28 protein-coding genes are annotated in these 22,523 nt (G+C 74.3%); 3 read left to right on the top strand and 25 right to left on the bottom strand.

Annotated elements, in window-relative coordinates; genetic code table 11:
* The first annotated feature begins 10 nt into the window (after window positions 1-10).
* The 3 genes from Q1A09_RS15720 to Q1A09_RS15710 all read left to right on the top strand — a co-directional run bounded on the left by Q1A09_RS15720 (window position 11) and on the right by Q1A09_RS15710 (window position 1,875).
* Window positions 11-523: a hypothetical protein gene (locus Q1A09_RS15720; protein ID WP_299956729.1), complete on the top strand. Its 513-nt coding sequence runs from the start codon at window positions 11-13 to the stop codon at window positions 521-523.
* Window positions 524-601: 78 nt separating this feature from the next.
* Window positions 602-859, top strand: a complete 258-nt coding sequence (locus tag Q1A09_RS15715; protein WP_299956726.1) for a helix-turn-helix domain-containing protein — start codon at window positions 602-604, stop codon at window positions 857-859.
* A gap of 431 nt (window positions 860-1,290) precedes the next feature.
* A complete protein-coding gene (locus Q1A09_RS15710; protein ID WP_299956723.1) occupies window positions 1,291-1,875 on the top strand; it encodes a hypothetical protein in 585 nt (194 codons plus the stop codon).
* A 180-nt stretch (window positions 1,876-2,055) separates the two neighbouring features.
* Here the strand turns inward: Q1A09_RS15710 and Q1A09_RS15705 are convergent, their stop codons facing one another.
* From Q1A09_RS15705 to rplU, 25 genes are all read right to left on the bottom strand, one after another.
* Window positions 2,056-2,727 (bottom strand): E3 binding domain-containing protein, encoded by a 672-nt coding sequence (locus tag Q1A09_RS15705; protein WP_299956720.1) that lies wholly within the window; start codon window positions 2,725-2,727, stop codon window positions 2,056-2,058.
* Window positions 2,724-2,993 (bottom strand): hypothetical protein, encoded by a 270-nt coding sequence (locus Q1A09_RS15700; protein ID WP_299956717.1) that lies wholly within the window; start codon window positions 2,991-2,993, stop codon window positions 2,724-2,726. The genes Q1A09_RS15705 and Q1A09_RS15700 overlap by 4 nt, the downstream gene beginning before the upstream one ends.
* Window positions 2,990-3,451: a helix-turn-helix domain-containing protein gene (locus Q1A09_RS15695; RefSeq protein ID WP_299956714.1), complete on the bottom strand. Its 462-nt coding sequence runs from the start codon at window positions 3,449-3,451 to the stop codon at window positions 2,990-2,992. The genes Q1A09_RS15700 and Q1A09_RS15695 overlap by 4 nt, the downstream gene beginning before the upstream one ends.
* A 241-nt stretch (window positions 3,452-3,692) precedes the next feature.
* Entirely contained in the window at window positions 3,693-3,968 is a 276-nt protein-coding gene (locus Q1A09_RS22640) for a WhiB family transcriptional regulator (protein WP_366139797.1), read from the bottom strand.
* A gap of 367 nt (window positions 3,969-4,335) precedes the next feature.
* Window positions 4,336-4,713, bottom strand: coding sequence for a hypothetical protein (locus tag Q1A09_RS15690; protein WP_299956711.1), 378 nt, complete (start codon window positions 4,711-4,713; stop codon window positions 4,336-4,338).
* A gap of 918 nt (window positions 4,714-5,631) precedes the next feature.
* Window positions 5,632-6,402 carry a hypothetical protein gene (locus tag Q1A09_RS15685; RefSeq protein WP_299956709.1) on the bottom strand — a complete coding sequence of 257 codons (771 nt, stop codon included), beginning with the start codon at window positions 6,400-6,402 and terminating at the stop codon, window positions 5,632-5,634.
* Window positions 6,399-6,608, bottom strand: a complete 210-nt coding sequence (locus Q1A09_RS15680; protein WP_299956706.1) for a hypothetical protein — start codon at window positions 6,606-6,608, stop codon at window positions 6,399-6,401. Before Q1A09_RS15680 ends, Q1A09_RS15685 begins: the two co-directional genes overlap by 4 nt.
* Before the next feature lie 158 nt (window positions 6,609-6,766).
* A complete protein-coding gene (locus tag Q1A09_RS15675; RefSeq protein ID WP_299956703.1) occupies window positions 6,767-6,985 on the bottom strand; it encodes a hypothetical protein in 219 nt (72 codons plus the stop codon).
* Between the two features lie 204 nt (window positions 6,986-7,189).
* Window positions 7,190-7,429, bottom strand: a complete 240-nt coding sequence (locus tag Q1A09_RS15670) for a hypothetical protein (protein WP_299956700.1) — start codon at window positions 7,427-7,429, stop codon at window positions 7,190-7,192.
* Between the two features lie 190 nt (window positions 7,430-7,619).
* On the bottom strand, window positions 7,620-9,065 hold the full coding sequence (locus tag Q1A09_RS15665) for a recombinase family protein (RefSeq protein WP_299956698.1): 1,446 nt from the start codon (window positions 9,063-9,065) through the stop codon (window positions 7,620-7,622).
* A gap of 18 nt (window positions 9,066-9,083) precedes the next feature.
* Window positions 9,084-9,788 carry a ComEC/Rec2 family competence protein gene (locus Q1A09_RS15660; protein ID WP_299956695.1) on the bottom strand — a complete coding sequence of 235 codons (705 nt, stop codon included), beginning with the start codon at window positions 9,786-9,788 and terminating at the stop codon, window positions 9,084-9,086.
* Between the two features lie 107 nt (window positions 9,789-9,895).
* Window positions 9,896-10,951, bottom strand: a complete 1,056-nt coding sequence (locus Q1A09_RS15655; RefSeq protein WP_299956692.1) for a ComEA family DNA-binding protein — start codon at window positions 10,949-10,951, stop codon at window positions 9,896-9,898.
* A 146-nt stretch (window positions 10,952-11,097) separates the two neighbouring features.
* A complete protein-coding gene (locus Q1A09_RS15650) occupies window positions 11,098-12,036 on the bottom strand; it encodes a DegV family protein (RefSeq protein WP_299956689.1) in 939 nt (312 codons plus the stop codon).
* A 79-nt stretch (window positions 12,037-12,115) separates the two neighbouring features.
* A complete protein-coding gene (locus tag Q1A09_RS15645) occupies window positions 12,116-12,889 on the bottom strand; it encodes a histidine phosphatase family protein (RefSeq protein WP_299956686.1) in 774 nt (257 codons plus the stop codon).
* The gene (rsfS, locus tag Q1A09_RS15640) at window positions 12,886-13,392 is read right to left on the bottom strand and encodes a ribosome silencing factor (RefSeq protein ID WP_299956684.1); all 507 of its coding nucleotides are present in this window, start codon (window positions 13,390-13,392) and stop codon (window positions 12,886-12,888) included. The genes Q1A09_RS15645 and rsfS overlap by 4 nt, the downstream gene beginning before the upstream one ends.
* A complete protein-coding gene (gene nadD / locus Q1A09_RS15635; protein ID WP_299956681.1) occupies window positions 13,389-14,159 on the bottom strand; it encodes a nicotinate-nucleotide adenylyltransferase in 771 nt (256 codons plus the stop codon). The genes rsfS and nadD overlap by 4 nt, the downstream gene beginning before the upstream one ends.
* 78 nt (window positions 14,160-14,237) lie before the next feature.
* Entirely contained in the window at window positions 14,238-15,692 is a 1,455-nt protein-coding gene (locus Q1A09_RS15630; RefSeq protein ID WP_299956678.1) for a VWA domain-containing protein, read from the bottom strand.
* Window positions 15,692-16,576: a MoxR family ATPase gene (locus Q1A09_RS15625; RefSeq protein ID WP_299956676.1), complete on the bottom strand. Its 885-nt coding sequence runs from the start codon at window positions 16,574-16,576 to the stop codon at window positions 15,692-15,694. The genes Q1A09_RS15630 and Q1A09_RS15625 overlap by 1 nt, the downstream gene beginning before the upstream one ends.
* 30 nt (window positions 16,577-16,606) lie before the next feature.
* Window positions 16,607-17,857, bottom strand: coding sequence for a glutamate-5-semialdehyde dehydrogenase (locus tag Q1A09_RS15620; RefSeq protein ID WP_299956673.1), 1,251 nt, complete (start codon window positions 17,855-17,857; stop codon window positions 16,607-16,609).
* Window positions 17,858-17,918: 61 nt separating this feature from the next.
* The gene (locus Q1A09_RS15615; RefSeq protein WP_299956670.1) at window positions 17,919-18,527 is read right to left on the bottom strand and encodes a GNAT family N-acetyltransferase; all 609 of its coding nucleotides are present in this window, start codon (window positions 18,525-18,527) and stop codon (window positions 17,919-17,921) included.
* 12 nt (window positions 18,528-18,539) lie between these two features.
* A complete protein-coding gene (gene def / locus Q1A09_RS15610; protein WP_299956667.1) occupies window positions 18,540-19,019 on the bottom strand; it encodes a peptide deformylase in 480 nt (159 codons plus the stop codon).
* Window positions 19,020-19,031: 12 nt separating this feature from the next.
* Complete coding sequence (gene proB, locus Q1A09_RS15605) at window positions 19,032-20,153, bottom strand: glutamate 5-kinase (protein ID WP_299956664.1); 1,122 nt, start codon at window positions 20,151-20,153, stop codon at window positions 19,032-19,034.
* Complete coding sequence (gene obgE, locus Q1A09_RS15600) at window positions 20,150-21,637, bottom strand: GTPase ObgE (protein ID WP_299956661.1); 1,488 nt, start codon at window positions 21,635-21,637, stop codon at window positions 20,150-20,152. Before obgE ends, proB begins: the two co-directional genes overlap by 4 nt.
* Window positions 21,638-21,788: 151 nt before the next feature.
* A complete protein-coding gene (gene rpmA / locus Q1A09_RS15595) occupies window positions 21,789-22,064 on the bottom strand; it encodes a 50S ribosomal protein L27 (RefSeq protein WP_153360664.1) in 276 nt (91 codons plus the stop codon).
* 4 nt (window positions 22,065-22,068) lie between these two features.
* Window positions 22,069-22,380, bottom strand: coding sequence for a 50S ribosomal protein L21 (gene rplU / locus Q1A09_RS15590; RefSeq protein ID WP_299956941.1), 312 nt, complete (start codon window positions 22,378-22,380; stop codon window positions 22,069-22,071).
* Window positions 22,381-22,523 lie beyond the last annotated feature (143 nt).

Here is a 22,523-nt window from a genome sequence, read left to right as displayed (position 1 = left end):
GATGACGGAGGTGGGTCGGGCTCACCTGGAGACGCTGAGCACCGAACGCGACGTGGACGGACGCCCCGTCGCGTATCTCAGCTTCGGGGACCTCACCACCTTCTTCGGGATCCCGCTGTCCGTGGGGGCGGTCCTGTGGCTCACAGGGGTGCAAGCCCCCAAGCCGGACCCACTGCTGGCGTCCATCTCGATCTTGACCGGCCTGCTCTTCGCTCTCGTCGTCCTGGTGTTTGATCAGGTGAAGCGGGAGAGAGACCGCCCTGCCCCCGAGGCGGGCAACGACCCCTTGATGGACGCCTGGCAGCTGTTCGCCAACGTCTGCTGGGCGGTCGTGGCGTCGACGCTGCTGCTCACCGTCATGTTCACCACCGTCCTGTTCGTGGACGGCAAGCTGGCCCCGTGGCTGACCGCGCTGGTGACCACCCTCTTCCTGCACCTGATGCTGACCCTGCTCATGGTGCTCAAGCGCATCTTCTTCATGGCGCGCCGGATCGCCGGCATCCTGTTCGTGGGTCGGCGCTGAGCGGATGGGCTGGCCCGCACACGGGACCAGCCCATCCGGGGGACGCCTGCCGGTGCCCCAGCTCCCTACGCTGACCCGGTGCCCTATCCCCCGCGCCCGCAGCTGAGGCCGCTGGCGGAGTTCGCCGGGACTGCGGTGCCGCGCCCGGACCCGGCGGTACAGGCGCGCGTCGAGCGGTTCATCCTCGACGGCTACTCCGCTGGGCGGTCCCTGCGTGAGCTGGCGGAGCTGAGCGACCGCTCTCACTCAGCGGTCCGCAACATCCTGGACAAGCACGGCGTCAGGCGTCGCCCAACAGGGGCAGCCGCAATGTCGCCCAACGAGGCGAGCGAATGACTCAAGATCCCGGCGGCGAGGCTGGCCACAGCTCTCGGGCTCGAACCGGCTCTAGCTGGCCCGTTGGGCGGCTGTTCACCTATCGCAATCAGTCACTGTCCAGGCACCTATGGGTCTCAGGGACCGTCCACGCTCGTCGCGCGCTGTCCACATTTGGTCCAGCCGACCCCGACGCAGCACAGCTCACCGCAATCTCAGTGGGCTGTGCGGTCGAGCTGCTGAGCAAGAGCCTAGTTGCAGCCACGGCCCCCCCTCTTCTCACTGAGCGAGGCGACCGCGACACGCTGCTCCACCTGACTGATAATGGCCACCTGGCCAGTAAGCCAGCCACCGAAGTGCGGACCATCTCCGCTGCCGAGGCCGTAGCGACGGCTACTCACTTGTACCCCGGCCTGGCTTGGCGTAAGGAACCCGATTCGATTGTGTTCCAAGTGCGCAACGCCGCCGCTCATATGGGCCTCGTCGACCCTAGTGAACTCCATACCGCGATGCTCACGATGCTCCGCTACGTGGACAGCGCGCTGACCGTCAAGGCCGAGTCCGCTCGAACCTTCTGGGGCGAAGACCTGGCCGCACTAGCGTCCGAGCTGCTGAGCGAGGCAATGACCCAGCGCCGCCGCATAGTGGCAGCCAAGCAAGCGGCGGCGCGGGCTCGCCTCGCCACACTGCTCGGTGATCTCGATGAAACCGCTCGCACAATTATCCTCGCTTCTCTGAGTGGTCACAATGTGGCGCTCGACTCTGAGGTAGACCAGCCACAAACATGCCCAGTCTGCAATCAGCGAGGGTGGCTCTACTGCGGCGTCGAGATGGGCGACGTGCTGCGAGACGAACAGAGCGGCGCGAAGTTTGTCGCTCGGACCGCCCACCCCGTGACATTCATGTGCTTCGTGTGCGGCCTGGATATTGAGCGCGACGAGCTTGACGAGTTCGCCTTTCCTGACCAGGTGGAGTTGGAGCCGCTCGCGGTCGAGAACGACTCGGACCCGGACGAGGACTGGCTGCGAGATCGGTAGTCGTGCGAAAGCCAGCCGGAAGCGGGACACAGGGAGGACCCGCCCCCGGCTAGCTCGCCGTCCTGGCCGTGGACGCGGTGGGAGATCAGCACCGCGCTGCGACGGCCAGGACCAGGGAAGGCGCGCCCCGGCTGGGATGACCCAGCCGCGTCCGGGTGGGCACGCCGTCCCGGTCTGTGGTCAGTCCCAGCCGGGGACGCTGACCCCTGCCAGCCCCGCGCCCCCGTGGAGGGCGGACACGGCGCGGTCGGACCTCAGCAGTGCGGCGGCCTCGTCGTCCCCCAGCCGCCCGTAGGTCTGCACCAGTGCGTAGGCGGCGGCGTGGTCCGGCGCGGCGGCCAGAGCGCGGCGCACGGACGGCGGGACCTCGGACAGCATGGACACCGGGATGCCGGAGGCGGTGAAGCTGATCCGTGGGTCGGGCTCGGGCTTCGGCTCTGGGTAGGCCACGGCCTGCGCCGCCGCCCGCTCGGTGTCCTGCCGCCGGGCCACGGCCAGCACGTCAGCAGCGGTGACCGCACCAGCGGGGCCGCTCCCGCGCACGTGGCGCAGGCGCACGCCCCGGCCACCGGCCAGGTCCCGCACGTCCGCGTCGCACGCGACGGTGGCGTTCTCAGCCGCCAGCCAGGGCTGCACGATCGGACGGCCGTCGAGGCCGATGGCCGTCAGCGTGGTCGGGGCCGGACGCTGCGGGGGGTCCTGAGGCTGGGCCTCCGGGACGTGTGCCCGGGCGGCTGCACGGACGTCCTGGGCGCGGACCCGGCCGCCCTCACCTGTGCCGGTCACGGCGGCCAGGTCCACCCCCGCCTCGGCGGCGAGGCGCTGGACCATCGCGCTGGCGCGCACGGTCACCGGGTCACCCCCAGCACGCTGGCAGCGGCGGCGGCGATCTCCGCGCGGTGGGCAGCGTTGCGGCGCGCGGTCTGCTCGGCGCGCTGCTGCACGGCGGCGCGCTCGGCGGCCACGTCAGCGGCCGTGCGCACCGGCTGCCCGGCCCGGCGCAGGGCATCCTCGTACAACGGCTGCAACGCCCGGGCCGCGCGCAGCTCGGCGGTCTCGTAGACCGACCCGAGTGCGTCAGTGCCGCCCAGCTCGTCCACCAGCGGGATGGTGCTCATCGCGTGCTCTCCTTCCTGTCCTCGGCGGCCACGGTGACCGCGCGGGCGTCCAGCAACCAGGCCCCGCCGACCTTGCGGCCGCCGAGCTGGCCGGAGTGGGCGAGGTTGCGCACCTGCCGCTCCTGCACGCCGAGTAGGTGCGCCGCGTCCTTCACGGTCATCTGCTCGGCTGCGTCCCACGGTGCCTGCTTCACGAGCTGCGGCAGTGCCGACTGCCGTGTGCGGCGCTGAGCTGCCTCGTCTCGGTAGGCGTCCACCCGCCGGGCCAGGGTGTCCCGCAGATCAGCGACCTCCGGGCGTACCTGCACGCCGGTGCCCCGCTGCGCCCGGATCGCGCCGTCCAGGGCAGCCAGCACGTCCTGCATCGCCAGCGGGCTGGTCAGGAGGACCCCGCCCGCGCCGAGGTCCAGCGCGTAGGCCCCGGCCACGTCGGCGGCGGGGACCACCCGCCGGGGCACTGGCTGACGCGCGAGACCGGCAGTCCTTCGAGTCGGCGCAGACCGAGGGATGGGGGTGCCATGGGTGCCCGTGGTGCCCGGACCGGCTGTCGGGCCGCTGTCGCTGACGTCGCGGGCGGCGTTGGTGCTGCTCATGCTCTGGCCTCCGGTGGGAGACGGTGGCGGGTGCGCCCACTCGGTGCGGGCGCTCACCCTTCGCCGGTTGCTCCCGGCGCGCCAGCCACTGGCGCTGTCTCTGCGGTCAGACGGCAGCGGCCACCTCCGCACGGCGGCGCACCGCCAGGCGGCGACGGTCGCTCCAGGTCAGGCCACCCCACACGCCATGCGGCTCGCGTGCCGCCACCGCGTACGCCCGGCACTCGGCCAGCACCGGGCACCCTGCGCACAGGCTGGCCGCGCCCTCAGCCCCCACGTCCTCATGCCAGGCATCGGGCCGCGCAGCGGACCGGCATGGCGTGGAACCGGCTGAGGCGACCGCTGCACCAAGGCGCGCGTAGGCAGCCTGCGCAGCCCGCACACGGCCAGGAGCCAGCGGCCAGACCAGCCCCGGGCCGCTCCACACCTCTGGCCACTCCTCCCCCGGTCGCGGGTGGCCTGCACGCGGGCTCACAGGTCACCACCTACGGCAGCCCGGACCGCGCCGGGACGGACTGCCCACTCCTCGGCCCACCGCGCGACCTCGCCGGACGGCCACCGGCCACCCTGCTCACACCAGGCCTCCCGCGCCTGCCGCCACCGCGCCCACGCCCGCAGCTCGCGGGCCACAGAGGGCGGTAGCCGGTCACCCGGAACCCGTGGGAACGGCTCCGCATCTGGCCAGTCCGCCGGGACGAACGCCAGCAGCTCCGGCGGCGGCCAGCCGCGCCCGGCAGCCTCGCGGCGCTTCACCGGTCACCGTCCACGGCGTGCAGGCCGCGCGGCGCGTAGGGACCCCGCATGCCCCGGTACTGCGTGCGGGGAGCGGTCTCCCCGCCGTCCTGCTCCCCCAGGGGCACCCGCAGGGCGACGATGAGCCGCCCCAGCAGGAGGCGCTGCTGGCGCAGCTCCACGCTGGCGGGGTGGATGTGGTCCCCCAACATCAGGCCGTCACGGTCCAGCATCGCCTGGAGGTCTGCGCAGGTGTCCGCCACCCGCACGGCCTGACGCAGCAGCGCCAGCTCATGCTCCTCCAGCTCGTACTCGGCTGTGATGGCGTCCCACAGGCGGCGGCCCTCCGGCCCCGTGCCCTCGGGCGGCTGGTCCCCTGCCGTCTCGCCGCTCATCGATGCTCCCTTCGGTCAGTCACTGCTCGGCTCAGGTGTTTCAGCTCGTCGGGTGGGGTGGCCTGCCTGAACGGCGCGGGGGCAGGGCGGCCCCTGTCCCCAACTTTTCCCCAGGCCCGTCCACAGGGTCGCGCTGGCTGGGCCACTCCCGCCGCTGGCGGCCCCCTGCATGCCGCTGCGGTGGGGTGCTGCGGGACTGCGGTGGGGACGGCGCGAGGCTCGTGCCGTCCGTGTCCGCCTGGACGGCGGCGCACTCCGTTGCTGGCTGTCGGACCACTGCAGGCGCTGCTGGCGCTCGGTCATCGGGACGTCGGCGGTGCAGCAGTCCCGCGATGTGTCGGTCCGCTGTCCGCTGTCCGCTGTCCGCTGTCCGCTGTCCGCTGTCCGCTGTCCGCTGACTGAGACGTCGTCGCGTTCGGAGCAGCGACGCTGCGGCTGCGCGCCGTCGCGCGCTGTCCTGTCCCGTCTGGCTGGGTAGCTGGCTGCCTGTGGGACGCGGTCTGGGCCTTGGCCTGGGCTTCCTGCGGTGTCCGCGCTTGTGCGTGCGGGTGTCGTGCCGGTGGCCTGCCTGGACTGCCGTAGCTGCGCCCTGGCTGGGCTTTGCCCCATGCTCCCCAGCGCAACTGTCCCCACCCTGCTGTGCCGCGCACGGGACGGCGCGGGGTGCCGTGGACGTCAGCACACGGGCGGGGACGCCGGGTCCGCGTACGGCCACCGGGAGGGGGTGCACCCCCTCCCGTGCCGTGGGGGTGGTGCCGTGCCCCGTCGCCGCCCCCGCACGGCGGGCTGGGTGCTGCCTCCACAGGTGCCGGGCAGCGGACGACAGCGGGCGCGACAGGGCGAGAGGGCCGAGGGAGGAGTCGCCGGGGGCACTAGGCCATCCCTCGATGCCCACGGGCCAGGCGGCCAAGTCGGCGGTCATCGCCACGGCCTCGTCTGGAGCTGGGCCGTACTCGCCCACGCGCATCCGGAGCAGACGGTCGCCCCGTCCAAGCCGATCGTCTGCTTGTTGGCGGAGTGCCACGGGCACGGGCCGCTGCTGGTGGCCTCCAGCTCCATGGCCGTCCCGCCGGTGCCTTGGTGGTCCGGCTGCTCATCACCGCGCTGACGCGCGGCGCGCGGACGAACGGCGAGATCCTCGTCGGCGGCAGACGCTGGTGCGTCCTGGCCTGCGGTCAGCAGGGCTGGCGCACTGCCCGCGCTGGTGTCCGTCAGTAGTCGCGCGCGGGTATTGGTACCCCTGTTGGGGGTACCTGCCACCGGCGAATCCGCAGGTGGCAGGTACCCCAAACCAGGTACCCCGGCACCCGTTACCTGTTCCTCCACAGGTACCCCGGTTGGGGGTACCTGCTCGGAGGCCCCCTGCTGGTCCGCCAGCCAAGTCCTCTCGGCGCGCGGGATCATGGCCTGGTAGCGGGCCGGGCGGCCGTTGCTCCCCCCGTCCAGCTTGGACAGGTACCCGGCGGTGCAGGCGGCGAGCAGGCGGTCGGTGACCCGCTGCTTGTTGCTCAGGCGCAGCAGGTCCGCGAGCACCTGGCGGTTGACCTGCACCACCCCCCGGGGATTCATGTGCTCCGCGAGCGCCAGGCACGCCAGTCGCTCGGCAGGGGTCAGCCGGGGCGCGCCGAAGATGGCCTGCCGCCAGGCGGCGCGGACGGACTGCTTGCTGCGTGGCTGCGGGCCGGTCACCGGGCAGACCTCCGGTGGATCAGCTCGGCGCGGCGCACCGCCTCCTCCGCCTCCGGCCGGGCGATGCCGGCGACCTCGGCGGTGAGGACCGCGACCATGCGCGCACGCACCGCGTCCACGGCACCGGCGCGGACCAGCGGCCCCAGCAGCGCCAGGCCGCTGGCCAGCCGGATGGCAGGTGGACCGCAGGCCGCGTGGGCAGACACGTGCTCCGCTACGGCCGCCAGCGCGGTGTCTGCGGCAGCGTGTGCGTCAGCCGGGCCGGTACCGTCGCTGACGGCGCAGCGGACTCGCGTGGTGGCAGCAGCAGCGTCGGTACCGGCCCGGTTCCCCGTCTCACCGGGGGCCGGGCCGCTTCGGTCGGTCACCGCGCGTCCGCCAGGATCGCCGCCAACTCGCGCCGGTGGTCACCGGTCAGGAGGCCCGCGCTGAGCGAGGCCCTGATGTCACGGGCCAGGACCGCGCAGCGCAGGTGCTGCTTGGCAGCCAGAGCCTGTGCGGAGTCATCACCGTGACGGCGGGCGGCGAGCATGACGCGGCCGACTGCGGCGCGGATCTCGGGCGGCTGGTTACGGATGGGCACGGTGGGGCCTCCCTGACGGGTAGGCCCCTCGGTCCCCGGCAGCCCGTGGGCCACCGCAGTTCCTCCCGAGGGGAAAGTGTGGGCTGCTCGCGGGGTGGGTCTTCCCCACTAGCTGCCCTGCCCAGCACTGTAGGGCGAACGCCGGGCTTGTGAGCCGAACGTGCACCAGCGCGCTGCTCCGGGGACCAGGAGGCGCTGGGGTGGTCACTGCTGCTGGCCCCGCTGCTGCCTCGCGGGAGTCAGGAGGCCAGCGAGGCGGCTCCGCTGCTCGCTGGTCAGCGGCGGCGCAGCATCGACGACCCGCTTGATGTGGTCGGCCAGCTTGGCGGCCTTGAGGTCTCGGCGCGCCTGCTGGGCGGCCTCCGACTCAGGGCCTTGGTACCGGACGGACAGGCCCAGGCGGCTGCGCGCCTCGGCGGTCTCAGGGGACAGGGGACGGCGCATGAGCGGCGGTCCTTGGACCCACCGGAGGTGGACCAGCCCCACGCGGGAGCTATGCACGCAGGGTCTTCCTGCGGGCGGTCAGTCGGGCTGCCGGTGGACAGCTCGGCCGTTGCCCAAGCTACCTAGCTGGTCAGGGACTTGCCCAGACCGCGCACCCCAGGAGCAGTGACGTCCGCTACGGACCGCCTGATCACCCCACGGCCCCCTTCCAGACGATCTCCACGTCCTCAGGACGGAAGGTCCGGACGCCCCGACCGGTGGGGTGCACGCGCACGGTCATCAGGGTGTCGATGACCTCCCGGCGCTGCGGCAGCGTCAGCTCCGCCCATCGTGCCGCCGCGTCCGGCCCGGCGGTCCCCGCCACCACGGCCGGGACCGTGGCCCGCTGCGCCCGCCGCTCAGCCTCATCGATCTCCGGCAGCAGCCGCGCCTCGATGCGGGCCAGAGCCGCAGGCGTCAGCTCGCCGGAGGCAGCCGCGTCGTAGAAGCCGTCCAGGCGTGCGCGCTTCTCGCGCGCCTCGGCCAGAGCCGTAGCCACCGTCTCGTCCCCGTCGTCGGCCAGCACCGCCAGGACGTCGGGCCTCTGCAAGCGGGCCACGGTGACGCCCTGGACCAGCTCGTCCACCTTCTCCTCAAGGCGGCTGACGTGGAAGCCGTCCGTGCACAGGTAGGCCAGGAAGCCACGGTTCTTCTGCACCCGGAGGCGGCCACCACAGACACCGCAGACGGCGATGCCGGACAGCAGGTGCTTCACCGCTGAGTCCCGCTGGGAGCGCCGGCTCGGGTCGGACAGCTTGGCCACCAGGCTCAGGTGCGTGGCCTCGTCCACCAGCGGCGGCCAGGCCGCGTCACCTACGACGCGGCCCTGGTGCACCCGCTTGCCCGCGTACCCGGGGTTGACGCACAGCCGCTTCACCTGCGTGAGGTCCCAGCCAGCACCCCCGCGCGGGGTGGGGACGCCGCGCCGGTCGAGATCCTGGGCGACCGCGTAGGGCGTCTCCCCCGCCAGCACCCGGCGGGCGGCCTCCTTCACGACCTCGCTAGTCACCGGGTCCGGGACCTGCCCGATCAGCTCGCGGGTAGCCGGGTCGTACTCGCGCCGGTAGCCGTACAGCAGCCTGCCGTGGGGGCGACCCTTCTCCGCGTTGGCACGCACCGCGCGCAGCACCCGCTTCCTGGTCTGGTCGGACTCGCGCTCAGCCAGTAGAGCATCGAGGCCGGTGCCGAACCGGTCGTCAGCGTCGGTCATGTCGTAGGTGCGCCCGCTGTAGGACAGCAGCACCCCGCGTCGCTCACACAGGTCCCGGAGGCTGGCGTAGGCGGTCAGGTCACGCTGCGCCCGGCTGGCCTCCCAGGTGACCAGCACGTCCGCCTCGCCCGCGTCCACGGCGGCGATGACCCGCTTGTACTGCGGGCGCGCCTTGGTGGCGTAGCGGCTGGCTGACCGGTCGTTGTCGCTGTAGACGGCCACCACCTGCCAGCCCTCCCGCTGGCACACCGCGCGGCACTCGTCCTCCTGCTCACTGACGGACCGGCCCCGCTCGTTGGGGTCTGAGGACACGCGGGTGTAGATGACGGCGCGGACTGCGGCAGCGTCACGGGAGGCCGGACGCTGCCGGGGCATCGTGCTGGTCATGCGCGTCAAGCTACCTGCCTAACTGACGTTCGCGCCGGAGACCGCCGTCAGGTGTGCCAGGCCGGCCCGCCGGAACTCCGCGGTGAGCTCGGGGTCCATCGCGCTGGTGTCACCCACCACCAGACCCGGCAGCAGCCCGGCGGGGCGTGCCGGCAGCGTCCGGGCCGCCGAGGCGACCAGCCCGCTGCGCAGCGAGCCGGCGGCCAGCTGTCCCCCGCCCGGGCTCCCGACCGCCTCCGGGGGCGAGCGCGCCGACAGCACGGCCACCACGCCGTCCGCCGGCCCGGCTGCCCGGACCGCCGCCCGCAGCCGGACCGTCTGGCCGGGCAGCAGCCCCGTCCACTCGTCGGCCGGCCCGAACAGAAGGACGTCGTCCCCGTCCGCGGCGCGGTCCTCGACCGCTGTCACGCTCCCCCGGACCAGCGCCCGGGGCCCGCCGGCGGCCGTCAGCACGCGCGGGTCGTCGTCCAGCTCGAGCCGGACCTCGACGACCCGGCCGGCCAGCCCGGTCAACGGCGAGTCCAGCCGGTCCTGGGCGCGGGCCGCCGCCAACCCGCCGGTCACGGTGAGCGCGGCGAGACAGGCCACCGTCACCGATGCGCCCGCCCGGCCACGGCCGCCGGACAGGACCGCGGCCGCCCCGAGCGCGGAGCCACCGGCCAGCACGAGCAGCAGCCGCACGTCCAGGTACGGCGCGGCCAGCGTCAGCAGCCAGACGGTCACCGCCACCGGCACCAGGCGCAGGTCGACCCACGACCACCGCCCGGGTGCGCGGACCCGGTGGACCGGCCGCCCCGGCGCTCGTGCCGCTGCTGGACGGGTGGGCACCGTCAGACCCGGACCCGCTCGGCCAGCTCGGCGTAGATCGCCGGACCGATGCCGCTGACGTCGTCCAGCTGCTCGACGCTGGTGAACGGGCCCTGCGCGGTGCGGTGGTCCACGATCCGCTGGGCCAGCACCGGGCCGATGCCCGGCAGCGCGTCGAGATCGGTCACGGTGGCGGAGTTCAGGTCCAGCGGACCCCCTGGTGCGGCTGATCCCGCGGCGGCGGGCGCGGCGACGCCGGGGACGCCGATGGCGATCTGCTCGCCGTCGGTGACCACGGCCGCGGCGTTCACCGACGCCGGATCGGCCGTCGGCAGGAGCCCACCGGCGGCGGCGAGCGCATCGGCCACCCGGGCGCCGGCCGGCAGCGTCACCAGACCGGGAGCGGCGACCTGCCCGACCACGGAGACGACCACCGTCCCGGTCTCCACCGGGGCTGCCGCGTCCTCCGTCGGCTCGGCCGCCGCGGTCGTGTCGCCGGCCGGGACGCTCGACGAGGTCGAGGTGGGCACCTGCTCCACCGCCGGCCGATCCGCCCACGTCCAGCCCACGACCACCACCGCGGCGAGGACGGCGACGACCCACAGCGTCCACGCTCCCGGTCGGCCCGGGTCGAGCCTGGCCGTCCGACCGGGGGCGCGGTGGCGGCCCAGGCCGGCGGGCAGTGCGGCGTCGTCCCGCGGCAGGTCGGCCACGTCGTAGAGCTCATCGGTGTCGTCCTCGTCCGCCCAGCGGACGGCTCGGGGGCTCCGGGCAGAGGTGTCGTCCTGCTCCTCCGCCGAGCGGGCGGTCCGCGGGCTCCTGGCGCTGACGCCGTCCTCCCGTCCCGGCCACCGGGCGGCCCGGACACCGCCGCCATGAGGGGCGTCCTGCTCGTCCGCCCAGCGGACGGGTCGCGGGCGGACGTCGTCCTGCTCCGCCGCCCACGGGGCGTGCCGGGCGCGGACGTCGTCCTCCTCCCCCGGCACCCAGCCGGCTCGCTGCGGCTCCTCGGCCAGCAGCGCACGCAGCCGAGCGCGGATGACGTCGGAGTCGTCGCTGCGACGAGCGGAGGAACGCACTCGCCGGACGCTAGGAGCCGGTCACCCGCGGAGGCACCGGCCGGTCGGGACTGTGGACGACCGTTCCGGCTGTGGACGACCGGCAGCACCGACTCGGGCCGCGACGCCAGGGTGCCGGGATGCCGAGTCCACGCCTGCTGCCCCGACTACTCCTTCGGCTGGGCGTCCGCGGGCAGCTCGGGTGCACCGTCCTCCGGTGCGGCTGGTCCCGGCGGCTGCAGCCCGGTACCTGCCGGCCGGGGCGTCGGGTCGATCACCACGCCCACGGCGCCCGGCCCGACGTGCGCGCCCACCGCCGCGCCCAGCTCGCTGACGTACAGCTCGGTGAGCCGCGGCAGGCGGGCCGTGAGCTGGTCGGCCAGCCGTTGGGCCCGCTCGGGTGCGGCGAGGTGGTGCACGGCCGCGGCGACGGCACCGTCACCCGCGACGTCCACCGCCCGCTGGACCAGCCGGTTGACCGCTCGGGCGGAGGTCCGCACCTTCTCCAGGGCGACCACGTGGCCGTCGGTCACGTGCAGCACCGGCTTGACCGCCAGGGCGCTGCCCAGCAACGCGGCGGCCGCGCCGATCCGACCACCCCGCCGGAGGTGCTCCAGGGTGTCGACCACGAAGAACGTGCGGGTCGCCGCGGCCGTGTCCCGGGCCGCCGTCGCCACGTCCCCGGCCCCGGCGCCGTCGGCCGCCGCACGCGCCGCGGCGAGCACCGCGAACCCGGTGCCCATCGCCGCGGACCGGGAGTCCAGCACGGTCACCAGGTGCTCGCCGACCTGGCCGGCGGCGACCCGGGCCGCGTCCCACGTGCCCGACAGCTCGCCCGACAGGTGCACCGACACGACCCGCTCGGCACCACCGTCCAGCAGCCGGCGGTAGACCGCGACGAAGTCACCCGGCGTCGGCCGGGAGGTGGAGACGTGGCCGCCGCGCACCCCCAGCGACCGGGCCACCTCTGCAGAGGTGACGTCGCCGCCCTCCCGGCCCGACCGCCCGGCCAGCACGACGTAGAGCGGCACGACCTCGATGCCCAGCGTGTCCACGACCTCGGCCGGCAGGTAGGCCGTCGAGTCGGTGACCACGGCGACGGACATGGCGAGAGGTTAGACGGACAGGGCGCGGGGTCGGTCGGACTGGCCGCGAGGTCGGTGACGCGGACGACGACGGCGGCGGTCAGCCCGCGGCGTCGGCGTCGGTCAGGGTCGCCGGCGGGGCCTCATCCGGGGTGGCGCCCGACGGCGGGGCGTCGGGCACGTCCGTGCCGGACGGCCCGGGGAACGGGCCCCGGTCGCCGGTCGCCCACCGGCCGCCCTCGACCGGGACGGGCACCGACACGTTGTGCCGCATCAGCCGCCACCCCGAGGCCTGGAAGGACAGTTCGCTCCAGTGGCAGTTGCCCAGCGGCCCGAACAGCCGGCGGTGCTCCGGGCCGATGCCCAGCAGCGCCTCCAGCAGCCGACCCGCCGTGCCTCCGTGGGTCACCAGGACGGCGACGTCCGCGGGCGGGAGTGCGGCGACCGCGGCGAGCGCCCGGGCGGCGACGTCGGCCTGAGCCTCGCCGCCGCGCCCCGGCACCGGACGGCCGGCCATCCAGTCCGCGTACTGCTCGGGGTGCCGCTCGGCCACCTCGTCGCGGGTCAGCCCCTCCCAGCTGCCGAGTCCGTGCTCCCGCAGCCGCTCGTCGACCTGCAGCGGCACGCCCAGGAACGGCGCGAGCGCGCCCGCGGTGTCCACGGCCCGCTGCAGGTCACTGGAGACCAGCAGCACCTCCTCGCCGCGCAGCAGGCCGGCCAGCACCGGCGCGGTCCGCGCCGCCTGGGCCCGACCCTCGTCGTCCAGGGGCGGGTCGAGCTGGCCCTGGAACCGGCCACCGGCGTTCCACTCGGTCCGCCCGTGCCGCCAGACGAGCAGGCGGCGCACCGGCGGGTCGCCAGCGCCGTCGGTCACCGGTCGGACTCGCCCTGCTCCGGGTCGTCGGACCGGCCCTCGCCGGACGCGTCGGCAGCGACGGTCGCCTCGGCGGCGCCCGTCGCCTCGGCGACGCCGGACTGGTCAGCGGCGCCGGTCGTCGTCCCGGCCGATGGTGGGGCTGCCGCATCGGTGAAGGGGATGACCGGGCAGTCCTTCCACAGCCGCTCGAGGGCGTAGTAGGCCCGCTCCTCGGCGTGCTGCACGTGCACGACGACGTCCACGAAGTCCAGCAGCACCCAGCGCCCCTCTGCGACGCCCTCACGGCGCACCGGCTTCACGCCGTGCTCGCGCAGCTGCTCCTCCACGGCGTCGACGATCGCCGCCACCTGACGCTCGCTGGGGGCGGAGGTGAGGACGAAGGCGTCGGTGATCGCCAGTCGATCGCTGACGTCGACGATCGAGACGTCGGTGGCCAGTTTGTCGGCGGCGGCCTGCGCTGCGATCAGCGCGGTCTCGCGGGCCTCGGCCGAGGCGGTCATCGGGGCATCTCCTGCAGGTCGGGGGACGTGCCGTCCCCGGGGGCTGGGTCGTCGGGCAGGGTGGGCCTGCCCGACTCGAACGGGACTGGGGTGGCGGGCGTGCCGGCGCTCGTCGTCCGGTCGGGCGTGCCGTGGACGCGGACCCCGGTGCCGGGGAGCAGCTCGTCGGGACCGGCGGCGCCGGGGTGGTAGAGCCCGCGCTTCTCGATGTACTGCACCACGCCGTCGGGCACCAGGTACCAGACCGGCCGCCCCCGGCGGACCCGGTCACGGCAGTCGGTGGAGCTGATCGCCAGCGCGGGCACCTCCACCAGGCTGACCGCGCCCTGCGGCAGCTCGGCGTCTGCCAGCTGGTACCCGGGCCGGGTGACGCCGACGAAGTGGGCCAGGTGGAAGAGCTTGTCGGTCTCCCGCCAGCCCACGATCTGGGCGAGGGCGTCGGCGCCGGTGATGAAGAAGAGCTCCGCGTCGGGGTGCTCCCGGCGCAGGTCGTTCAGGGTGTCGATCGTGTAGGTCGGGCCGCCCCGGTCGATGTCGACCCGGCTCACCGAGAACCGCGGGTTGGAGGCGGTAGCGATCACCGTCATGAGGTAGCGGTCCTCCGCCGGGCTCACCCCGCGCTCGGACTTCTGCCACGGCTGACCGGTCGGCACGAACACGACCTCGTCGAGCCCGAACCTGCCGGCGACCTCGCTGGCGGCGACCAGGTGACCGTGGTGCACGGGGTCGAAGGTCCCGCCCATCACCCCGAGTCGACGTCCTGCCACCGACCGAGCCTAGCCCGGCTCCGCCACGGCCGGTCCTCCGACCGTCGGCCGCAGGGGACTCCGACGCCCCGCCGGCCCTCAGAGGGTGGTGACGAAGTCGGCCAACTGGGCGGCCGTGCGCACCTCCACCATGGGGATCACCTGCCGGTACTGGTCGGCCGCGGAGTCACCGCTCCCCCACAGCCGGCGGGGCTCCGGGTTGAGCCAGTGCGCGGTCCGGGAGCGGTGCACCAGGTCGGCCAACGTCGGCAGCCCGGGGTGCCGGTAGTTGGTGCGGCCGTCCCCGAGGACCAGCAGCGACGTCTTCGGTCCGACCGCGGCCGGCCACCGCTCGGCGAACACCTCCAGGGAGTTGCCGTAGTCGCTGTGCCCGTCGAAGCCGACCACGCCGGCCTCCCGCCCGATCCGGGCGATCGCGTCGACCACGTCGGCGCCGGGGGCGAAGAAGCGGGACACCTCGTCGGTGGTGTCGACGAACGCGAACGCCCGGACGCCGCTGAAGTGCTCGCGGAGCGCCTGGGTGAGCATCAGCGTGAAGTGGCTGAAGCCGGCGACCGACCCGCTGACGTCGCACAGCACGACCAGCTCGGGCTTGTGCACCGCGCGCGGCCGGTGGTGGGTGACCAGTGGCATGCCCCCGGTGGCCAGCGAGGCCCGCACGGTGCGCCGGAAGTCCAGCCGCCCGGCCCGCCCCAGCCGCCGCCGGGCGGACAGCTTGGCGGCCAGCCGCCGGGCGAGCGGGGCGACCGTGCGCCGCAGCTCGGCCAGGTCGGCCTGCTGCGCCCGCAGGAAGTCGACCTGGTCGGCCAGCGGCCGGACGGCGTTGCGGGCGACCTTGTCCCGCCCCTTCTCCGCCGCGGTCCGGCGCCGCACCTCGGCCTCCACCGCCGTCCGGAACGCCGCGATCCGCTCCTTGGCCGTCGACCGGGCCACCTGCTCGGCCAGGCCACCGCGGTCCGCCGAGCCCAGCATCCCGGCGAGCAGCTGGGCGACCAGGGTGTCCGGCGAGAGCGCGCGCAGCACGCGGTAGCTGAAGAACGACTGCCCCGACGCCGTGGGCGTACCCGCCCCCAGCCGGTCCACCGCGAGCCGGGCGAACCGGCGCAGCGCCTCCTCGTCGCCGTCCAGCAGCAGGCGCAGCAGCTCGGCGCGCATCGCCTCGGCGAGCGCACCCGGGTCGCCCACCGGCAGCGGCCCGTCGGGGTCCCCGCCGTCCTCGCCGTCGGCGTCCTCGGGCTCGTCCTGGCCGTCCGGAGCGTGGGCCGGGCGGTCGGTCAGCGGCCACCACAGGTCGAACAGGACGTCGTAGGCCTCCCGTTGCGCGGCCCGCCGGAGCAGCACCGCGGCCAGCCCGTGCCGCAGCTGCTCCCGGTCGAGCAGGTCGACCACGGTGAGCACCTCGGCGGCGTCCACCGCCTGGCTGATCCCGACCGGGACGCCGGCCTCGCGCACCGCACGGACGAAACCGTCCAGGTGCCCGGCCAGCCCCCCGGGCACGGCCGGGCCGCGCGGCTGCGGCGACGGCCCGGACATCAGTTCAGCCGCAGCTCGGCCGCGGCGCGGGCCTGGTCGCTGGCGTGCTTGAGCACCACGCCCAGCGTCGAGCGCATCGCCTGCTCGTCCAGGGTGTCCAGCCCGAGCGCCAGCAGGGTCTGCGCCCAGTCCAGCGTCTCGGAGATCGACGGCGACTTCTTCAGCTCCAGTGCCCGCAGCGCCCGCACCGTGCGCACCAGCTGGTCGGCCAGGCCCGGGGCGAGGTCGGGCACCCGGGAGAGCACGATCTCCCGCTCCCGCTCCGCACTCGGGTAGTCCAGCGCCAGGTACAGGCAGCGCCGCTTGAGCGCCTCGGACAGCTCGCGGGTGGCGTTGGAGGTGAGCACCACCATCGGCCGGCGGACGGCGGTGATCGTGCCCAGCTCGGGGATGGTCACCTGGAAGTCGCTGAGCACCTCCAGCAGCAGGCCCTCCACCTCGACGTCGGCCTTGTCGGTCTCGTCGATCAGCAGCACGGTGGGCTCGGTGCGCCGGATGGCGGTCAGCAGCGGGCGGGCGAGCAGGAACTCCTCACCGAAGACGTCGTCGTGCACCGTGTCCCAGTCGGCGCCGCCGGTGCCCGCGGCGGAGATCCGCAGCAGCTGCTTCTTGTAGTTCCACTCGTACAGCGCCCGGGCCTCGTCCAGCCCCTCGTAGCACTGCAGCCGGATCAGCTCGGCACCCGTCGCGGTGGCCATCGCCTTGGCCAGCTCGGTCTTGCCGACCCCGGCCGGGCCCTCGACCAGCAGCGGCTTGCCCAGCCGGTCGGCCAGGAACACCGTCGTGGCGATCTGGTGGTCGGGCAGGTACCCCGCGGCCGACAGCCGCGTCGTCACGTCCGCGACGTCGGCGAACTGGGCGGCGTGCGTGGGCGTGCGGGACATGCGGCTCCTCGTTGAGCGGGCGTGACGGGGTCAGCGGGTGTGGCCGCTGCCGGTGACGACGTAGGTGGTGGAGGTGAGCTCCGGCAACCCGAGCGGGCCGCGGGCGTGCAGCTTCTGGGTGGAGATGCCGATCTCGGCGCCGAAGCCGAACTCCCCGCCGTCGGTGAACCGGGTCGAGGCGTTGACCAGCACGGCGGCGGCGTCGACGCCGGCGGTGAACTCGGCGATCGCCCGCGCGGAGTCGGCGACGATCGCCTCGCTGTGCCCGCTCCCCCACCGGCTGATGTGGTCCAGCGCGGCGGGCAGGTCGTCGACCACCCGCACCGCCAGGTCCAGCGACAGGTACTCGGTCGCCCAGTCCTCGTCGGTGGCCGGGACGACGCCCTCAAGGGCGGCGCGGGCGGCCTCGTCGCCGTGCAGGGTGACCCCCGCCTCGGCCAGCGCCGCCAGCAGCCGGGGCAGGAACGCGACGTCCCGGTGCACCAGCAGCGTCTCCGCGGAGTTGCACACGCTGACCCGGGAGGTCTTGGCGTTCAGCACGATCGCCTCGGCCATCGCCGGATCGGCGGAGGCATCGACGTAGACGTGGCAGTTGCCGACCCCGGTCTCGATCACCGGCACCGTCGACTCGCGGACCACCCGGGAGATCAGCGACGCGCCGCCACGCGGGATGACCACGTCGACCAGGCCGCGGGCGTTCAGCAGCTCGCCGACCGACGCCCGGTCGGCGGGCAGCAGCGCGATCGACCCGGCCGGCAGCCCGGCCTTCTCCGCCGCCTCGGTCAGCACGGCGACCAGCGCGGTGTTGGTGCGGTGCGCCGAGGCCGACCCGCGCAGCAGCGCCGCGTTGCCGCTCTTCAGGCACAGCCCGGCGGCGTCGACGGTCACGTTCGGCCGCGCCTCGTAGACGATGCCGACCACGCCGAGCGGCACCCGCACCTGCCGCAGCTGCAGCCCGTTGGCCAGCGTCGACCCGCGGACGACGTCACCGACCGGGTCGGGCAGCGACACCAGGTGCCGCAGCGCGTCGGCCACCGCGGCCAGCCGGGTGGGGTCCAGCCGCAGCCGGTCCAGCACCGATTCGGCGGTGCCCTCGGCGGCAGCGGCCTCGACGTCGGCGGCGTTGGCGGCCAGCACCTCGTCGGCCCGCTCCAGCAGCGCGTCGGCCATCGCGGTGAGCGCGGCGTCCTTGGTCTCGGTGGGCAGGGTGCGCAGCACGCGGGCGGCCGCACGGGCGCGGGTCGCGGCGGCCCCGATGAGCGGGAGGTCGGCGTCGGACACGCGTCGAGGTTACGCGCGGCCCCCACGCCGGAGCCTGCCCCGAGCAGGCCGCCGGTCGGTCTCAGCCGGCGTGCCGGGCCAGCCGGGAGCGCAGGCCGGCGCGCACCGCCGGCCACTCGGTGTCCAGGATCGAGAAGACCACGGTGTCCCGGAGCGACCCGTCGGGCTGCCGGCGGTGGTTGCGCAGCACACCGTCCTGCTTGGCGCCCAGCCGGGCGATCGCCGTCCGGGACTGCTGGTTGTGCCAGTGGGTGCGGAACTCGACCGCGAGGCAGCCGAGCACGTCGAAGGCGTGGCCGAGCAGCAGCAGCTTGCTCTCGGCGTTGACCCCGGTGCGCTGCGCGGACGCCGCGGTCCAGGTGTAGCCGATCTCCAGCCGCGGCGTCTCGGCGTCGACGTTGCAGTAGGTGGTCACCCCGACCACGGCGCCGGTGTCGTTGCGCCGGACGGCGAAGGGCAGCATCGTGCCGGCGTCCCGCTGGGCGATCTTGGCCGCGACGTCGGCAGCCATGCCCTGCGGCGTGGGCACCGAGGTGTACCAGAGATCCCACAACCGGCCGTCGGACGCGGCGGTCGCCAGCGCACCCACGTGCTCGGCCGCGAGCGGCTGGAGGGTGACCAGCTCACCGGTCAGCGTGACCGGCGCGAGCCAGGCCTGGTCCGGTGCCACGCCCGCCATCGATCAGCTGCGGAGCGCCCGGAGCACCCGCTTGCGGGCCTCGCCGGTCAGCCGGTCGACGAAGAGCTTGCCGTCCAGGTGGTCGACCTCGTGCTGCAGGCAGCGCGCCATCAGGCCGCTGCCCTCGATCCGCAACGGCTCGCCGTGCACGTCGAAGCCCTCGGCCACACAGTGCATCGCCCGCACCGTCGGCGCGTAGAGGCCGGGGATGGACAGGCAGCCCTCGTCGTCGTCCTGGGTCTCCTCGGAACGCTCGGCGATCACCGGGTTCACCATGTGCCCGATGACGCCGTCCACGTTGTAGGAGAAGACGCGCAGGCCCACGCCGATCTGGGTGGCCGCGACCCCGGCCCGGCCGGGGTGGTCGACGGTCTCCTCCAGGTCGCGGACGAGCGCGGCGAGGTCGGTGTCGAAAGCGCGGATCGGGTCGGCCGGAGTGCGCAGCACCGGGTCGCCGATCTCGCGGATGGGACGAACGGTCACCGGGTGATCCTCTCAGCCGCGGGTGCGGCGGCCGACGAGCACCATCTCGTCGCGGTGCACCACCTCGCGCCGGTGTTCCGGGTCCAGGTCCCCGGTCTTGCGGCCCAGCAGCTCGGGCAGCTCCCGGGCGTCGTAGCCGACCAGGCCCCGGGCGACGACGACGCCGTCCGGGCCGACCAGCTCCACCGGGTCGTCGGCGAGGAACTCACCCGTCACCCCGGTGATCCCGGCGGCCAGCAGCGAGGCGTGCCGGTCGCGCACCGCGCGCACCGCTCCGTCGTCGAGCAGCAGGCGGCCGCGCGGGCGGCTGGCGTAGCGCAGCCAGAACTGCCGGGCAGAGGGGCGGCGGCCGGTCGGGGCGAACAGCGTGCCCACCCGCTCCCCCGCCAGCGCAGCCGCGGCCTGCGGGGTGGAGGTCACGACGACGGGGACGCCGGCGCCCGAGGCGATCAGCGCAGCCTCGACCTTGGTCGCCATGCCCCCGGTGCCCACCCCGTTGCGGCTGGCCGAGCCGAGGGTGACGGCGGCCAGGTCGTCGGGGCCGTGCACCGTGTCGATCAGCTGCGCCGGGCCGGTGCGCGGATCGCCGTCGTAGACGCCGTCCACGTCGGAGAGCAGCACCAGGGCGTCGGCCACCGCGACGTGCGCGACCAGGGCGGCCAGCCGGTCGTTGTCGCCGAACCGGATCTCCTCGGTGGCGACCGTGTCGTTCTCGTTGACGATCGGCAGCACCCCGAGGGCCAGCAGCCGCTCGATTGTCTGCTGGGCGTTGCGGTAGTGGCTGCGCCGGGTCAGGTCGTCGGCGGTGAGCAGCACCTGCCCGACGGTCACGCCGTGCGCGGCGAAGGCGTCGGCGTAGGTCTGCACCAGCCGCAGCTGCCCGACGCTGGCCGCGGCCTGCGCGGTGGCCAGGTCACGGGGACGGCCGGTGAGCGCCAACGGCGCCAGCCCGGCGGCGATGGCCCCGGAGGAGACGAGCACGACCTGCCGGCCGGCGGCGCGCAGTGCACCGAGGACGTCGACCAGCGCCCGCAACCGCGCCTCGTCCAGGCCGCCGGGCAGGGTGGTGAGCGAGGAGGACCCGACCTTGACCACCACGCGGTGCGCGGTGGCCACCTCCGCGCGGGCGCTCACCGGTCGGCGTCGTCGAGCAGGTCGGCGTCCACCCAACCGTCGCCCTCGGCGACCTCGTAGGGCAGTCGGCGGGCCTTCTTGGCCGCCAGCCGGTCCTCGGCCGACAGCCGGGTGTTCGTGTCCAGCCGGGCGTCCGTGCCCCGCCCGCCCAGACCGGCGGTCTCCTCGACGGTGAGCGTGCCCGCCGGCAGGGTCGGCTCCCAGTCGAAGGTGACGTCGCCGACGGTGACCGCGTCGCCGGGGACGGCACCGGCCTTGGCCAGCTCCTCCTCGACGCCGAGCCGGTTGAGCCGGTCGGCCAGGTAGCCCACGGCCTCGTCGTTGCTGAAGTCGGTCTGCCGGATCCACCGCTCGGGCCGGGCACCGCGCACCAGCCAGCCGTCGGTGCGGGGGTCGGGCTCGACGCTGAAGCCGCCGTCGTCCACCGCGCGGGGCGCGATGGTGATCGGCGCGGCCGGGATCTCCGGGAGCGAGGCCCGGTGCTCCGCCACCGCCGCGGCGAGTGCGTAGCCGAGTTCGGTGAGCCCCTCGCCGGTGGCCGCGCTGATCGCGAAGACCCGCAGACCGCGCGCCTCCAGGGCGCCGCGCACCAGGTCGACCAGCTCACGGCCGTCCGGCACGTCGATCTTGTTGAGTACGGCGATCCGCAGCCGGCCGACCAGGTCCAGCTCCTCGCCGCCGTACTCGCGCAGCTCGTGCTCGAGGGCGTCGATGTCGGTCTCCGGGTCGCGCCCGGGCTCCATCGTGGCCATGTCGACGACGTGCACCAGGACGGCGCAGCGCTCGACGTGCCGGAGGAACTCCAGGCCCAGGCCCTTGCCCACCGAGGCGCCGGGGATGAGCCCGGGGACGTCGGCCATCGTGTAGACGACGTCGCCGGAGCGGATCACACCCAGCTGCGGGACCAGCGTGGTGAACGGGTAGTCGGCGATCTTCGGCCGGGCCGCGGACATGGCGGCGACCAGCGAGGACTTCCCGGCCGAGGGGTACCCGACCAGGCCGACGTCGGCGATGCTCTTGAGCTCCAGCACGGCGTCGACCGCCTCGCCCGGCTCGCCGAGCAGGGCGAAGCCGGGGGCCTTGCGCCGGGCGTTGGCCAGCGCGGCGTTGCCGAGCCCGCCCTTGCCGCCGTGCGCCAGGACCAGGCGGGCGCCGGCGCCGACGAGGTCGGCGACGACCTGACCGTCGACGCTGACCACCGTGCCGGAGGGGACGCGGAGGACGAGGTCCTCGCCGCGGCCGCCGTTGCGGTAGTCCCCGGCCGCCTGCCTGCCGTTGCCGGCCCGCTGGTGGGGACGGTGGTGGAAGTCCAGCAGCGTGTGCGCGCTGGGGTCGACCTGCAGGACGACGTCGCCGCCGTCACCGCCGTTGCCCCCGTCGGGGCCACCGAGCGGCTTGAACTTCTCGCGGTGTACGGAGCTGACCCCGTTCGCACCCTTGCCTGCTGACACGTGGACCGTCACGCGGTCGACGAAAGCGGCCATGATCGCCGCCTCTCTGCGTTACGGCCGAACTGTCCGGAAAGGGAAACGGGTGGCGGCGCCGGAGTCCGGCGCCGCCACCCCTCAGTTGAAGGACCCCGTTCCCCTCAGCCCTCGTTCCTCGGGCCGAGCCTCTGAACGGGGCCGAAGAGCCTTACGCGGAGACGGTCTCGCGGGCCGGGACGGCCGAGATCGCGACCTCGCGACGACCGCGGCGGAACCCGAAGGTCACCGAGCCGGGGACGAGCGCGAACAGCGTGTCGTCCTTGCCGCGGCCGACGCCCAGACCCGGGTGGAAGTGGGTGCCGCGCTGGCGGACGATGATCTCGCCGGCCTTGACGACCTGGCCACCGAAGCGCTTCACGCCCAGGCGCTGGGCGTTCGAGTCGCGACCGTTGCGGGACGACGATGCGCCCTTCTTGTGTGCCATGTCGTCAGCCCTTCGTGATGTCGCGGACCACGACGCTGGTCAGGGGCTGACGGTGCCCCTGGCGCTTGTGGTAGCCCGTCTTGTTCTTGAACTTGTGGATGTGGATCTTCGGGCCCTTGCCGTGCTCGACGATCTCGCCGGTCACGGTCACCCCGGCGAGCGTCTGCGCATCGGCGGTGACGGTGTCGCCGTCCACCAGCAGGATTGCCGGGAGGGTGACGGTGTCACCGGCCACCCCGCTCAGGCGGTTGATGGTGAACGTGTCACCGACACCCACCTTGTGCTGCGCTCCACCGGCCTTGACGACTGCGTACACCACTGACTCCTCGATCGGTTCCATGTGTCCAGCACTGTGTCCTGCGCGCACGACCGCCACGAGGGCCGAGGTGCTGGACGAGCTGCTAGCGCCGGCCAGGCGGCACCGGAGTGCACTGCCCGTGGTGCAGCAACCCGTCCAGC

This window comes from uncultured Modestobacter sp. (genome assembly GCF_947486615.1).
GTDB lineage: Bacteria > Actinomycetota > Actinomycetes > Mycobacteriales > Geodermatophilaceae > Modestobacter.
This window is presented reverse-complemented; position numbering and strand designations above follow the sequence as displayed.